At 50.1% G+C, this 14,780-nt stretch carries 13 protein-coding genes; 3 read left to right on the top strand and 10 right to left on the bottom strand.

All coding sequences use genetic code 11. From position 1 onward, the window contains the following. Positions 1–438: 438 nt before the first annotated feature. The 3 genes from E3J62_01955 to E3J62_01965 all read right to left on the bottom strand — a co-directional run bounded on the left by E3J62_01955 (position 439) and on the right by E3J62_01965 (position 5,390). Positions 439–3,165, bottom strand: coding sequence for a T9SS type A sorting domain-containing protein (locus tag E3J62_01955; protein ID TET47266.1), 2,727 nt, complete (start codon positions 3,163–3,165; stop codon positions 439–441). 568 nt (positions 3,166–3,733) lie between these two features. Next, positions 3,734–4,723, bottom strand: a complete 990-nt coding sequence (locus E3J62_01960) for a hypothetical protein (protein TET47267.1) — start codon at positions 4,721–4,723, stop codon at positions 3,734–3,736. Beyond that, positions 4,716–5,390: a rhomboid family intramembrane serine protease gene (locus E3J62_01965; protein ID TET47268.1), complete on the bottom strand. Its 675-nt coding sequence runs from the start codon at positions 5,388–5,390 to the stop codon at positions 4,716–4,718. The genes E3J62_01960 and E3J62_01965 overlap by 8 nt, the downstream gene beginning before the upstream one ends. Before the next feature lie 151 nt (positions 5,391–5,541). On the opposite strand from E3J62_01965, the gene E3J62_01970 reads away from it, so the two are divergent. Together E3J62_01970 and tsaD are read left to right on the top strand one after the other, a co-directional pair. After that, positions 5,542–6,471 carry a hypothetical protein gene (locus tag E3J62_01970; GenBank protein ID TET47269.1) on the top strand — a complete coding sequence of 310 codons (930 nt, stop codon included), beginning with the start codon at positions 5,542–5,544 and terminating at the stop codon, positions 6,469–6,471. Between the two features lies 1 nt (position 6,472). Beyond that, positions 6,473–7,465 carry a tRNA (adenosine(37)-N6)-threonylcarbamoyltransferase complex transferase subunit TsaD gene (tsaD, locus tag E3J62_01975; GenBank protein ID TET47270.1) on the top strand — a complete coding sequence of 331 codons (993 nt, stop codon included), beginning with the start codon at positions 6,473–6,475 and terminating at the stop codon, positions 7,463–7,465. Positions 7,466–7,744: 279 nt separating this feature from the next. On the opposite strand, the gene E3J62_01980 is transcribed toward tsaD, so the two are convergent. Genes E3J62_01980 through waaF form a run of 7 tightly spaced genes read right to left on the bottom strand, consistent with a single transcriptional unit; the run spans position 7,745 to position 13,939 of the window. Next, positions 7,745–8,596: a sugar phosphate isomerase/epimerase gene (locus tag E3J62_01980; GenBank protein TET47271.1), complete on the bottom strand. Its 852-nt coding sequence runs from the start codon at positions 8,594–8,596 to the stop codon at positions 7,745–7,747. 18 nt (positions 8,597–8,614) lie between these two features. Then, the gene (locus E3J62_01985) at positions 8,615–9,616 is read right to left on the bottom strand and encodes a glycosyltransferase family 9 protein (GenBank protein ID TET47272.1); all 1,002 of its coding nucleotides are present in this window, start codon (positions 9,614–9,616) and stop codon (positions 8,615–8,617) included. Beyond that, entirely contained in the window at positions 9,613–10,665 is a 1,053-nt protein-coding gene (locus tag E3J62_01990; protein TET47273.1) for a glycosyltransferase family 9 protein, read from the bottom strand. Before E3J62_01990 ends, E3J62_01985 begins: the two co-directional genes overlap by 4 nt. Further along, positions 10,662–11,663 (bottom strand): glycosyltransferase family 2 protein, encoded by a 1,002-nt coding sequence (locus tag E3J62_01995; GenBank protein ID TET47274.1) that lies wholly within the window; start codon positions 11,661–11,663, stop codon positions 10,662–10,664. Before E3J62_01995 ends, E3J62_01990 begins: the two co-directional genes overlap by 4 nt. Further along, positions 11,627–12,388 (bottom strand): glycosyltransferase family 2 protein, encoded by a 762-nt coding sequence (locus tag E3J62_02000; protein TET47275.1) that lies wholly within the window; start codon positions 12,386–12,388, stop codon positions 11,627–11,629. Before E3J62_02000 ends, E3J62_01995 begins: the two co-directional genes overlap by 37 nt. Then, entirely contained in the window at positions 12,381–12,923 is a 543-nt protein-coding gene (gmhB, locus tag E3J62_02005; protein ID TET47276.1) for a D-glycero-beta-D-manno-heptose 1,7-bisphosphate 7-phosphatase, read from the bottom strand. Before gmhB ends, E3J62_02000 begins: the two co-directional genes overlap by 8 nt. After that, positions 12,920–13,939: a lipopolysaccharide heptosyltransferase II gene (gene waaF / locus E3J62_02010; protein TET47277.1), complete on the bottom strand. Its 1,020-nt coding sequence runs from the start codon at positions 13,937–13,939 to the stop codon at positions 12,920–12,922. The genes gmhB and waaF overlap by 4 nt, the downstream gene beginning before the upstream one ends. A gap of 486 nt (positions 13,940–14,425) precedes the next feature. On the opposite strand from waaF, the gene E3J62_02015 reads away from it, so the two are divergent. After that, positions 14,426–14,617 (top strand): hypothetical protein, encoded by a 192-nt coding sequence (locus E3J62_02015; protein ID TET47278.1) that lies wholly within the window; start codon positions 14,426–14,428, stop codon positions 14,615–14,617. Positions 14,618–14,780: the final 163 nt, after the last annotated feature.

Raw genomic sequence — 14,780 nt, forward strand, 5'->3', positions numbered from 1 at the left:
GCCCACTCCTTCGAAATTCCACCCAACTCTACCCCACACCTTCGAAAATAGAAAACGAAATAGGTCCAGCCTGCCGTAGGCGGGATGGGGGATATTTCGTCCTGAGCGACGCGCTGAGCATCGTCGAAGCACGGGTCGAAGGATCTGCTTGTGCCAGATTGCTTCCCGCCCCGCGGTCTGCGAGTTTATGCTGAGTTTGTCGAAGGAGAAATTCCCGTCAGCTCCCCACTCACCTTCGAAATTGGAAACGAAAGATGCTCAGGCGACGCTTTGGAGTAGCCGAGCTTGCTCGGCGCCGCGTCGCCCCACGAGTCCTTCGACCTAGCTCAGGGCATATGGCGCTGCTCCAATTCACCAACGGCAGACCGGACCAGATGTCATTGCGAGAAGCGCGTTAGCGCGACGAAGCAATCCAGAGGAAGATGTTTGCCAACACTCTCACCTAACCAAAATCATCTTGCGCGTGGAGACGAATTCACCCGTCTGTAATCTGCAGAAATAGACACCAGATGGTACTCCGTGCCCGGAGCTGTCTTTGCCGTGCCACCAGGATGTGTGAGACCCAGCCGGTTTTTCCTCATCAGCAAGCACGCTCACCAAACGCCCCGATGAGTCATACACTTTCAGAAACACTCCACCTGCCTCGGGAATCTGGTAGTGAATTGTCGTCTGGGAGTGGAAGGGATTGGGTTGATTCTGGAACAGCTTTGCATTTTGAGTTTTGATTTTTGCACTGTGTTCTCGGATTCCTGTTTCAGTGTAGAACGCACCAAATACTCGGTTGGTGTTATACGGTAAAGAAGCAAAACCATCGTACACCAAAAGCACTTGGTCGTCTCCTCCGGTTGTGACAGCCGGATTCACACGGCTATATGGTTGATCCATCAATTCTATGCCCGAGGGGTCAAGCACCTCACCCGACGCATCAACTCTACTACCGTAAATATTCCAGTCACTGCCGTTCCGATAATCCTGCCACACCACGAGATAGTTGGCCCCATCATATGTAACCGAAGGATATGTCTGATCGTCAACGGCGGTCGAGATAGCGATTCCTGATGTATCAAGTACTGTACCGGCTGCATCCACTCTCGCCCCATAGATGTCAGAGTCGATGCCACCTCTAACATCCTTCCATACGATCAAGTAGTTAACCCCGCCGTAAGCTACAGAGGGACGCCGCTCGTGATAAGGCAGTGCTGAAACAACTATCCCCATACCGTCAAGGATAGTCCCGGAAGTGTCTACTCTACCAGCCCGAATATCATAACCAGTGCTCACGCCCAAATGCTCCCATGCCACGAGATAATTGCTCCCGCCAAAGGCTACACAAGGACTCCATTGCTGTCTGGAACTGGTGATGGCTATGCCTGTGGGATCAAGGACTGTTCCGGATGTATCGACCCTGGCACCATAGATGTCAGACTCTGGAAACGCCGCACGATGATCCTCCCAGACAACAAAATAGTTCGTCCCATCAAAGGCCACTGAAGGGACCACCTGGTCCTTACCACCAGTAAGAATGGCTATGCCAGACGTATCAAGCAATGTACCTGATTGGCTCAACCTTGCGCCGTAAATGTCCATGGCATCGCCCCGCTTATCCGCCCACACTACGAGATAGTTGGCCCCACCAAATGTTGCTGAAGGAGACACCTGAGAATCGGCGGCCATTGAGATCAGTATTCCCAAGGGGTCAAGTATTGCACCTGATGGACTAACTCTCGTGGCGTAGATATCAGCATTGGTGCCGCTGCGCCAATCCTCCCACGCCGCAAGGTAATCACTCCCATCAGAAGCTACTGAAGCATGCCACTGTGGATGGCCGGCCATAGAGATCAGTATTCCCAAGGGGTCAAGTATTGCACCTGATGGACTAACTCTCGTGGCGTAGATATCAGCATTGGTGCCGCTGCGCCAATCCTCCCACACCACTAAGTAGTCATTACTACCAAAGGCCACGGATGGAATTTCTTGCCAATAGTCGGTAGTGCAAACGGCTATGCCTGAGGGATGGAGTACAGTCCCAGAGGTATCCACCATGGTCCCATAGATGTCCGGCTTGTGGCCTAACCCGTGCTGCAGCTGCCACACCACGAGGTAGTTTGTTCCATCAAAGGCTACCGAAGGGTAGGAGCTATAGTCAGAGGTTGTGCAAACGGCTACTCCATCGAGGTCAAGTACTGTGCCAGACGTATCGACCCTCGCGCCGTAGATGTCGGACCCTGTGACCCTCCTGTAGTCGTCCCAAACAACAAAGTAGTTGACGCCGTCAAAACTCACTGAAGCATGCCGCTGATTAAAAGGCACCAAGCAGACGAATATCGCCAAAGAGTCCAGGACTACCCCGCTGGTATCTACTCTGGCACCAAAGATGTCGAAATCAATGCCAAAACTTTCCCACACCACGAGATAATTGGTCCCATCAAAAGCTAAAGATGGACGTTCATCGCTGTCATCGCTTGTCGCTATAGCTATTCCAGACGGGTCGAGCACCGTTCCTGACGGGGCTATTCGGGTGGCGTAGATGTCACAATACAGCCCACCACGGTAGTCTTCCCACGCTACAAAATAGTTGGTCCCATCAAAAGCTACATGCGGGCACGCCTGTGAGTCAGCGGACGTATAAATGGCTATTCCCGAAGTGTCAAGTACCGCACCTGACTGATTCACTCGGGCGCCGTAAATGCCAAATTGACTGCCGCTGCGGCAGTCATCCCACACAACAAGGTAGTTGGTGCCGTCAAAAGCCACTGAAGGATGAGACTGGCTGCCGGTGGCTGTGGAGATACCTATTCCAACTGGATCAAGAACCGTGCCAGTCGTATCCACTCTAGAACCATAAATGTCGACATCGAGACTCCGTTTGTCGGCCCACACCACAAGGTATTCTGTGCCCGAAAAGGCTATTGAAGGAAGCCACTCCCTGTAAGGAGCTCCGGAGTAGACTATGGAAGTATCCAGAACGAACTCGTCTAGGAGGCTGGTGGATGGGGCGGCCAGCCAGCGTTCAACGAGGAAGGTCGCATCCCCGATAGCTATTGAACTAGGTGATGCTCTTTCAATGACATCCTCCACAGAGAACGGCAGTGCATCCATGTCCAGATCACCAGCCGCTCCCGCGGAAACCATGAGTGAAACACAAATTAGAAGAACGCCGCTCATTTGCGCCTACCTTGCCATTGTTTCCTTCTCATTCATTAGTTTAGTCCTTTACCGAAATTTCTCAAGCACAAAAATCACTTCCTTACACTCTGGTCCTTGTGCTTCGTACTTTGCGCTTTGCACTTCATACTTCTCTCGCACAAAAAGCAGATTCTTGGTCGCCCTAACGGGCTTCTCAGAATGACACCGGAGGTCTAGTTACAGAAGTCCTTGGCTTCTGTCAATTTCAGTTTCGCAATTTCGAATGTGTGTGGAAGGGCGGGCTGGAGTTTCGTAATTTCGATCGTGCAGGGAGAGGTGGTGGGAATTTCGAATGTGTGGGGAGGTGTTGAGTGGAATTTTGCAATTTCGAATGTGTGGGCAAGGGAGGTGCGGAATTTCGAAGGTTGGGTTGAGGAGCGAAGGGAATTTCGTAGGTGCGAGGAGGGCGGGCTCGAGTTTCGCAATTTCGAAGGAGCTGGGAAGGGTGGCTGGGAATTTCGCAGTTTCGAATGCGTCGTGGGTTGGGGTGGGAATTTCGAATGTGTGGGGAAGGGAGGAGTGGAATTCCGTATTTTCGAGTGTGGGGTCAGAACCGGAGGGTGGTCAAGAAGTTCTTCCACACTAGATCCGGGTTGTCTGAGGCGAGTATCGATCTCTTGCCAGCGAGATAGGGCCAACCAAAGATTGAGTCTACGGTTTTTCCTTCGACCCCCACCTTCTTTATCAACTCTATGCCCTTTACAATTTCTCGTTCGCGCCCTTCTGGAACATTAAAGAGCTGAACCCACACCTGGGCTCTCTTTCCGGTCTTTCCGCACGCCTTCAGCAAATTCCTTACATGCCTTGTCACGAATGGCTCCAAAGGCTCATCAAAAGTCATCCAGTATGGGTCAGTAGCCAGTACATCAATATCCAACGCACATATTTTGTCCCACTCCGGAGCGCCTGCCAGTCTTCTCTTCTCTCCTTCAAATGGAAGCATGCAAACAATCACCTGCTTTCCAGCAGCCTTCACAACATCAACCGCATCTGAGAGAAACTCAAGCATGCTCTCTTCTCTGAATTCGAAAACATCTTCCGTCATGTCCATGTCCATATCTCTTCCATACTTCTCACGGAAAAGACTCTTGCACTTCTCACAGAAACAACCCCAGCCATCTTCAACATGACCGTAGTGCGGTTCATCGAGGAATACGCCATCGAACTCCATGTCTTCACAAATCTCTTTCAGGCTATCCGTCACAATCTGCCTGAAGGCTGAGTTCACGCACGCCGCAGCGATCGTTGAACCAGACCGGGAGACCTGGAGTTCATCTGGATTCTTCTGAACGAAAATGCTGCCTGGCTCACCCCCAAAGGCCTTGCCCCAACCCCACAGATCAATATATACACTCAGTCCTCTATCTCTGGCCTCCTTCAGGACACCCCCGATTCCAGTCTTCCAGAACCTGAAGTCGAATTCTGACATTGCCAGAAGAACTGCATTCACACCATCATCCAGAAGACCTGCAAAATCCTTTGAAGCCTTTCTGGCATCGTACACACCATAGTATGAAACACCTCTCTCACTAACCACTGCCGATCCTCCGCGGCTTCTTCCGCCATCCCAGAACCTTTATCAGCGCCAAACCACCAATGAACCCTCCTATGTGCGCGAACCACGCCACCCCTCCTTTGCCGGCGGACCCAGGAAGCGAGGCAAGGCCGCTCAGGAATTGCATCAGTATCCATATCCCAAGAACAGCGACGGCAGGAAGCTTGATCAGCCGAATGAAATAACCCAGAGGTATCAGGGTGAGCACTCTTGCCTTTGGGTAGAGCAGGATATAACCACCCAGTATGCCTGAGATGGCACCGCTCGCTCCAATTGTAGGAATCTGCGAACTCGCCTGAGTCAGAATGTGCGCAAAGGACGCGATGAATCCACAGACCAGGTAAAAGACAACGAACTTTATCTTCCCCAGGAAATCCTCGATGTTGTCTCCAAAAATCCAGAGATAGAGCATATTGCCAAGAAGATGTGCCCACCCCCCGTGAAGGAACATCGACGTGAAAAGCGTCGGGTATGCGGGAAGGCCAACATTGACTATGTTGTAAGGAACAACACCCATCCTGTAGACCAGCTGCTCAGCACCCTTGCCCAGTGATAGCACGTAGATGAATGCGGCCAGGTTGATGGCGATAAGACTCACCGTCACGACGGGAAATCTCTTTGATGGATTTTCGTCCTTAAGTGGTATCATAGTCACTCCTCGCGTTCGTATTGTAGCCACCCCGCTGGCCACTGTCAATCGGATATGCCCATTTTTGCCTTGACAGCGTGCGAAGCTGATGTATATCATGAGTAAAGAAGCACAACACACTCCATGGAGATGGTGATCAAGAAGTGAAACGATGAAGGTACTGAGATGGATTAAGAACAACATAGACCTGAAGATATGGTCTGTAGTCCTTGCTCTCCTCGTTTGGTTCCACGTAGCAACAGAAAGAACATATGACATAACCTATTCCGCCAACCTTGAATTCATAAATCCGCCAAAGGGCTGGACAGTAGTGGGAAACCCACCTGAAGTGGTTTCTCTCAGGCTCAGAGGCAGAGGAAAACAGATCATTTTTCACCGCATCTTCGGGGAACCGGAGGCCACAGTAGAGCTCCCCAAGACGAAATCCCGGCGCGTCAGGATGAACTTGACAAAGGACGATATCATTCTTTCTCGAAAGGGAGAGCTGAGGATCGTCTCAGTAGTCTCGCCCACTGAATTTCATATTGCGATGGACATTTCCTCCAAGAAGAAAGTGCACATCGACGCTGATGTGGAGGGCGATGTGAGAAAAGGCTTTGTTCGAGTGGGAAAAACAACAGTCACCCCGAACGAAGTGGAACTCATGGGAGGAAGAAGCAAAATTGGCAAGATTGCACGGCTCAGGACAGAACCAATAGATATTGGATCGGAGACCAGATCTGTGGAACGTATGGTTGCTGTCTCTCTCCCTGAAGGGGCGGGATACAGATGCAAACCAGACTCCGTTCTGGTAACGTTTGCAATTGAGAAGAAGGTTCAAAAGGTCCTGGAGTATCTACCAGTAGTTGTAACAAAGGTGGGTTCCCGGAGGACCGCGCGCATATCTCCAGACCACGCAGAGGTTACACTGGAAGGTCCTGAGAGCATGATCGATTCGATCAAACCCGGCGATGTCCGGGTTTCACTAGATCTTTCTGGAAAAGGCAAGGGTTCCCACCTTATACCCCCGAAGATCACCATCCCGGACCATTTCGAGGTGGTCTCTGTAAAGCCTGAGCTGATCCAGACAGACATCGAATAGAATGCTCACACTGGGCATAGAAACATCCTGCGATGAGACTGCCGCAGCAGTGCTTGAAGGAAACCGAAAAGTCAGATCCAACATAGTCTCGTCACAGCTGGTTCACTCCAAGTTTGGTGGAGTCGTTCCCGAATTGGCGAGCCGTGACCACATCAGGCTCATAGTTCCGGTGGTCAAAGAAGCTCTTGATGTCGCTTCAGTCCGTCTAGAGAACATTGACGGCATCGCGGTCACCTGTGGGCCAGGGCTCGTCGGCTCAATACTTGTGGGGTTGTGTTTTGCCAAAGGTCTATCGTACGGCCTCAAGATCCCATACATTGGAATCAACCATCTAGAAGGGCACGTCTTCTCCACAATTCTAGCTACTCCAGAAATTGAACCTCCATTCATAAGCATGATCGTTTCAGGAGGCCATACAGACATAGTTTATGTCAGACAGTTCGGCGACTATGAAACTGTCGGCTCGACACTTGATGATGCAGCAGGCGAGGCGTTTGACAAAGTGGCAAAGCTCTACGGATTATCTTACCCCGGTGGACCAGATATTGAAAAGAAATCTCAGAAGGGTCGGGCAGACTTTGTGAGGTTTCCAAGAGCTAGTGTTCCAGGATATAACTTCAGCTTCAGTGGGCTGAAGACCGCTGTACTCTATTATCTCAGGGAGAAGGGTGAAGAGATCAAGAAAGAACACCTCGAAGATTTGGCCAGCTCCTTCCAAGATGCGGTCATCGATTCCTTAGCGGAAAAAGGCATCAAGGCTGCAAAGGACTATGCCGTCAGTATCATAGCCGTCTCAGGTGGCGTCGCATCCAATGCTGCGTTCAAAGAAAGAATGTGCTCCGAGGCAGAAGAGATCGGTATTCGTGCACTCTTTCCTTCGCAGGAGCTTTGTACCGACAATGCTGCGATGATAGCGGCGGCGGGCCATCAAAGACTGAAGAAGGGCGAGTCCTCACCAATGGACCTCAGACCCTTCCCCAGAATGCACCTGTAACCTACCCCTTGGAACCACAAGATTACACGAGATTAACACAGATTCAAACCGCATCCCTATGGCTTGACCCGAACCATAGCAAAATCTTGTGATAATCTGTGATTGCAGAGGTTTGAGCCCAACACCCAACCACTGAAACCACAAGATTACACGAGATTAACACAGAAGAGCATTTCACTCATGGCAAAACCAGAAGATGAGAAATCTTGTGATAATCTGCGTTAATCTGTGGTTACAGGGGGCTGGTTCTAACCGTGCCCGTCGATTTAACGCATGAGGTTAGCTTGCTGCGTTGAGGAGTCTTCTGTAGTTCGAGAATCTACGTAGACACTCGAGAGCCCTCTCCCTTGGTCTCACTTCGAAAATCATGAAGGGATTGAGGTCTGCCAATATCGCAAGGTAATGCTCCAGATCCAGAGTACCATTGCCTATTATGTTATGTTCATCCCACTTGCCATTGTTGTCGTGGATGTGAACATTCTTTATCTTCTTTCCGTAGTCCAGGAAAAACTCTTCCTCCCATTCACGGACCTTGGTCTTGTACTGGTGGGAGTGGCCAATGTCCCACGTGAGGAAGAGACTATCATCGCGTAGCAATTCAACCAGAACTTCTCTCACAATTCTCTCATTGGTTATCTCCGTATTCTCAAGACAAATACTTGTCTTCCCCCTGGCGTAGTCGCCAAGTTCACTAAGAGAGAACCTCATCGCCTCCTTGTATAGTTCAGGATATACCCTGTGTAAAGGCACCATCTTACCCTCCACACTAATGGACGAACTCATGCCCAGATGGATCGTCACACAGGAAGCAGAGAGATCCCTAGCAAGATCGACGATTTCCTTCAGCCTTTCCACCACAGCAAAGCGGACCCCTTCATGAACATTCATCAAGTCTAAGCCCTCCGGCGCGTGCAAAAGCATCGATACCCCTAGCTTTTTCGCAATCTTTCGCAATCGACGCCTATCCTCATCCATATAGTTCTCAGGCAAGAAATTAATGCCGTTCATGTTCAGTTCAACCGCCCCGAAGCCATTCTCCTTCGCATACTTGAGCGCTTCTTCAATGTCCTCGGTATCGAACAGAGCCTGGTAGCCCAGCTTCTTTCTCATCCTTTCGTACCTGTCTTCCATCTTATTTCACTCCATATGTCAATGAGTTAAAAGACTCTTCACTGCCCCCAGCACACTGTCCACGCTTACCCTCTCCATGCAGTCGTAGTAAACACACTTTTCGCCGGTGCACTTCTTGCAGGCCACCACATCTGGCATCAAGACCGCGTTCCCATTTCCCAGAGGACCCCACCGGCCGGGACTGCATCCTACTATGGGACAGAAAATGGCAACAACTGGTGTGCCAACAGCCGTAGCCAGATGCATCGGACCTGTACTATTTGTCACCAGCAATCTAGCATTTTGCAGAACAGCAGCCAACTCCCTGATTCCGAATCCTCCGATGACAGTAACAGGAGTAGAGGACATCAAGGATGTCATCTCGGAAACGAGCTCTTCTTCTCCCGGTCCGCCGGTCACGAGCACCTTCATGCCCATTCGAGATAAGACGGCGTCAGCCAAAGTTGAAAAATAACTGACCGGCCAGTTCCTGGCAGAGCCACCACTTCCAGGATGTATAACAGTAAATCTTCTAGAATTCAAGCCCAAGTTTTCCAGATTCTCACTCGCCCCGTTCTTTTCCTCGTCGTCTATGAAAATCTCTGGAAGCCAGCTTTCACCTGTTCCGCAGAGGCCTTTCACCATTGCCAGGTTGCACTCGACTTCGTGCAGTGCGGAAACTGATCTTCTCATCGATATCCTCTCATTGAATAAGACCGAGTAAACCCTGGAGGCAGTCCCTATTCTTCTTGGAATGTGTGCACGTGCGAGAACCCACGCAAGCCGAAACGTGGGGTGCAGGAGTATGGCCACGTCGTATTCGCCTCTTTTCAGCCGGCCTATAAGGTCGCGATCGCTCTCGTTTGAAGCGTATTCAAAGACATCATCCACATAGGGACTCTTTTCAACAATAGGCTTGGCATACTGTGTGAGCATCATTGTTACGTGGTTATCCCTGGAGGCTTTCTTCAGCGCTCTCGGAACGGGCGTGGAGAGGAGCACATCCCCCATCCTGTCAGTCCTTACAACCAGAATCCTCATGATATTCTTCCTTGCTCTTTCAGAAGCCTGCAGGATTCTTCAAAGACAGCTTCCGGTAGTATTCTTTTCATACATGTTTGATCAGCACAGGTAAGTTTGTTGCAACCTAGACAGTCGCCCTCATAGGTTATTGCAGAGTGAATAGACTCAGTTGGATTTGCGTTTGTGGCATTAGTGGGACCGAACAGGCCAATACTAGGAATTCCGGCTGCTACTGCCAGATATCTCGGTCCTGAATCATTAGATATGAAAAGGTGGAGCTTTGATACGAGGCCAGCAAAACGTGACAGAGAAAACCCTTGAACCTCAACAGGCTCAGCTGACATCAAGGAGATTATTCTCTTGATTGAGTCTCTCTCCTGCGGTCCGCCCATCACAAGGATCGATGCGTTAAGCTTGGAACTCAACATGTCCCCAAGATGAGAAAAGTGTGCCTCAGGCCATCTCTTTGATGACCATCCACCCCCAGGAAAGAGACCTATAAGCAGGCGGTTTTCGCCTAGGCCGCGCCCGGCCAGCCATTCACCTGCGAATGCCTTATCCGACTCGTCAGCAGGAAGATAGATGTCTTTCTTCTCAATAGGGACTCCCAGCATCCTCAGACTGTCGAGATTGAAATCAACAACATACTGCGGATTGCGAGCCACGACCCTCCGATTATAGAAGAATTTCCTTATCCTGTATGTGTACCCTACCCTCTCCCTTGCACCACTCGCCACACATAGTATGGCCGTTCTGAGATTTCCCAGCAGGTCCAATGCAAGATCAAACCTTCTTGCCCGGATGGAAGCAAGAAATGCTAGTTCTTTCTTCAAACGGCCTATGCCCCAGAAGCGCCCCACACTTTCCTTATCAAACTCTATCAGTTCGTCAATGTAGGGATTTGCCTTCAGCACATCCGCGAACCTCTTCTGAACCAGAAACGCAATTCTGCTCTTCGGGAATGCATTTCTCAGGTTGAGTAAGACAGGAGTGGCCACTAGAATATCTCCCATTGCACCAGGCCTGATCACCAGTATGTTCTCAACCCTCCCCGGTTGCCTATTCATTCCACAATCACCACCTCGGGCCTCTGGTAACAATCTCTGAGGAGAGAGAGGACTTCCGTATCCGATCTTCGTATTCTCATCTTCTCTTCTCTCCTGGCTTTGGAGACTCCAGACAGCTTGGCTATGGCCATGCCCAGACTGGCGAAGTGGGTCAAATCGAGACGTAGGAAAGCCAGCATCGACTGAAACAGAAGGAAAAGACAATGCTGAACCAGCTTGTCAACATCAGATAGATTCTTCCATATGAAGAGAAGTCGGTTTCTTCTGGAAACGGCCTTCACATAAGCCTTTCTGAATCTGCCCACAGTGGTGTTGGGCCTATGCCGGACAATAGATGTGGGCTCGTAATGGATTTCCCATCCTCTCTTCCACGCCCTGTAGGAAAGGTCAGCATCTTCCCAGTTGAACGGCACAAAGAGCTCATCGAACCCGCCCAAGGCCTCCAGTTTCTTCCTGCTGAATGCAGAAAAGGCACCTGAAGCATGGAAAGAATAGTAGGGCTCAGAAGAGTCAATCCTCCTTACCTCCACATCATAGTTCCTGTGTATCCTGAAAAAACCTCTTTTGAATTCGCCTATCTTGCCGCCATCTCTGAACATCTTTCCGTCCCAATCGTAGCACTTGCACACGACAGCAAAGACATTTTCATTCTCAAAATGATCAAGCAAAGGTTTGAGAAAGTGTTCATCCACATCAGTGTCATTGTTCAGAAGAACCACAATTTCATACCTGCTTTCTCTGAAACCGGCATTGCTGGCCCCTGCGAAACCTCTTCTGACTTTCGTTCTCAAGACTCGAACCTGTGGAAAATGTTTTCTTAAGAAGTCAACCGTCGAGTCACTGCTGTGGTCATCGTAGACAATTGCTTCCCAGGGCCTTCCGCATACCCTTGCTGCTTTCAGAACCGATGGGAGAAACCTCCGCAGAAGTTCCTTCCCCTCCCATGTGGGAATGACTATACTCACCCCTGGGCTCGACTTGTCCTCCACATTTCCCATAGCTTGACATACTTTACGAGCACGTGAACGGCAGAGAGAAGGCTCAGAATAAGGCCTGGCATTCCGTCAAGAAAACCCCGTTTGAAGAAATACATCTTCAAAAACATGAATGCCGGCCTGAAAAGGAGATCACCTATTCCTGCCCTTCTCCCTTTTTCATACAGACTTTGTGCTGAAAGGCTGGTGAACTTGTCCAGTTTCGAGAGGTAGTGTTTGAGGTCGGGATCTGAATAGTGCAACAGATCCCTCTTGAGCTTTCCCACCTCTCCGCTGACCGTCACGCATTCATGCACAAGAACATCGTTGAAGGCTCCTTTATCCTTCCTGAATAACCTGAGCACATGTCCGGGATACCACCCACCATACATCATCCATCTCCCCAGAAAAAGAGTTCTTCGAGGCAGCAGATACCCACTATGGCTCTTGTTCTTCCTTACTACCTCAACTATCTCTTCTGCAAGCTGTGGGCTCACCCTCTCATCTGCATCGATAGAGAGAACCCAGTCACAGCTAGCCTTTGCCGCTGCATTGTTCTTGAGCTTTCCGTATCCTTCGAACCTCACCTGGTAGACCTTATCCGTGAATTTCCTTGCAAGCTCTATTGTTGAATCGACACTCTGCGAATCGACTACCACGATCTCATCTGCAAAACTGAGAGATTTAAGACAGTCCGCTATGTTTGCCTCTTCATTAAGGGTGACCACAACTGCAGACAGTTTACTCATTATTGGATGAACCTTTCAGAATCCAATCTGCGGCCTTTTCCAAATTCTCAACGACCGCATCTGGAGTAACCAAAGCCCGAGAATCCTTCCCGTGGCCGGTGAGAACAAGTATTGCCTTTAGCCCAGCGTTTCTGCCCAGTTCAATGTCAACGGAATCGTCTCCAATAACATAAGAACCATCCAAAGATATCGAGAGTTCATCGACCGCTCTGTCTATCATACCGGTTGAGGGCTTCCTGCAGGTGCAACCCTCGTCAGGCGCGTGGGGACAGTAGTAAAGAGCATCATAGTCAGTGCCCGCTTCCCTCAACAGATCCCTCAGTCTGGTGTGCACTGCTGTCAAAACATCCAGGGTAAAGTAACCGCGGCCAACTCCGGATTGATTTGTGACAATCACCACCTTGAATCCGGCATCCCTCAGACGGCGTACAGCTTCGGCCACCCCTGGAAATAGCTCCACTTTGTCCGAATCGTCCAGGTAGGGAACGTCCGGGCACACTGTCCCGTCTCTATCCAGAAAAACTGCCCTCTTCACCTGAGAACCTCCTCTACCGCATCCAGTACAACATCAGTCCCCACATTCTGGAGACACCCGTAGTGACCAAATCTGCATACCCTGTCGAAACACGGACTGCATTCAACCTTCTCATATACCACCACGTTCTTATTCCCAATAGGGGATGTCCACTCAGGGCTTGTGGAACCGAAGATGGACACGACTGGTGTTCCCACACCGGCGGCAACATGCGCGATCCCGGTGTCATTTGAAACGAGACAAACACATCTCTTCAATAGGTAGGCTGCTTCAGTGAGCGTCAACTTGCCGCAAAGGTCAACAACGCCATCGGGCAAACTTGTGTCTTCAAGGTTCAAGGTGGAGTCGTCTGCAGAACCAAAGAGTACTATGCTGCAATTGTATCTTTTCAAGAGGTTCTTTGCAAGGGAGGAGTAGTTTTCCATTGGCCAGCGCTTGGCAGGGCCGAAGGTCGCATGCGGCGCCATACCCACAACCTTACGATTCTCGCCGTATCCCAGGGATTCCATTATGCGGTCAGCCTTTTCGCAAACCTCAGGAACATTCAATTCAGGCGTACTCAGTTCATCACTCACCCCGAGCTTTGCCACCAGGTTTGTATAAGTTTGCGAAAGATGTCTTTCTCTGTACTCTAAAGGAAGTCTGATTTTGTCAGTCAGCAAAAAACCTCTCATCTCTGTACTGTAGCCCAGCCTCCTCCTTGCTCCTGAGAAGTATCCCATAAGCGCAGAAGAAAAAGACAAGGGGAAGATGACAGACAAGTCAATCGGCTCCTCTGATATGCCCCGCGAGAATCTGATGAGGTTCTTTATACTTCTGTCTGCACCTTCTTTGTCAAACACGACAACCCTGTCAACGCCTTCGACCATTTGCGCAATGTCCTTCACCCTTCTGTGCGCAACGACTGTCAACTTTGCGTGTGGGAAGAGGCTTTCCAAGCCCTTTAGAGCTGGAATGGACAGGACAAAATCTCCTATCCAGTTCGGAGACCTAACCATTATGTTTCTCAAATCCATTGGCACACCAGACAAGCCGTAATTATATGCCTACATTTCCCTCATGTCAATTCCATAACCACACTCTCCGCCCCTGACCCTCGAAATTCCCATTCCCGCTACCCTGCACCCTCGAAATTCCACCCTGATCCACCGCTAACCCCCGAAATTCCGCCCAACCCCTTCCCATGACCTTCGAAATTCCCTACCCTACCCACCACACATTCGAAATTGCGAAATTCGGCCCAAACTTCCCTCAGCACTCGAAATTCCCATCACCGCTTCCCCCAAGTTCGAAGTACTAATTGCAAGGTGCGAAGAACCAAATCCCCGCTTTCGTTGTAGTCTTTGCCCGTTGCTACTTGTACTTCGCGCTTTCTTTGTCTTCTTCGGACTTCGCAATTCGTACTTAGTACTCTGTTTGCGTACCTTGTTTGGGCAATTTGTACTTTGTACTTCGGCCTATGGTGTGTTAGTGTTCGGCGAATTTCGAAAGGGAGGAACCATATGGAATGCACCATGGAAGCTAACAAGAAGGACTGCAACTGCACGTATGAGCCATGCAGCAGAAAAGGGAAATGCTGCGAGTGTATCAAGTACCATTGGGGGATGGGAGAACTTCCAGCCTGCTTTTTCCCCGATGATGTAGAAAGAACCTACAATAGGTCAATAGCAAAGTTTGTGAGCCTATACTCTTAATCCCGAAAATGGAAATTCCGCCCAACCACTGAAACCACGAGATTAACACAGATTTCAAACCAATCCTCATGGCTTGACTCGAGCCAGAAGGAAATCTTGTGAGAATCCTTGCCCTCCGAAGCCACGAAGGGCGAAGGAGGGTGTGATAATCTGTGGTTACAGG

This window comes from candidate division TA06 bacterium (genome assembly GCA_004376575.1).
In the GTDB taxonomy this organism is placed as follows: domain Bacteria; phylum Hydrothermota; class DG-26; order E44-bin18; family E44-bin18; genus E44-bin18.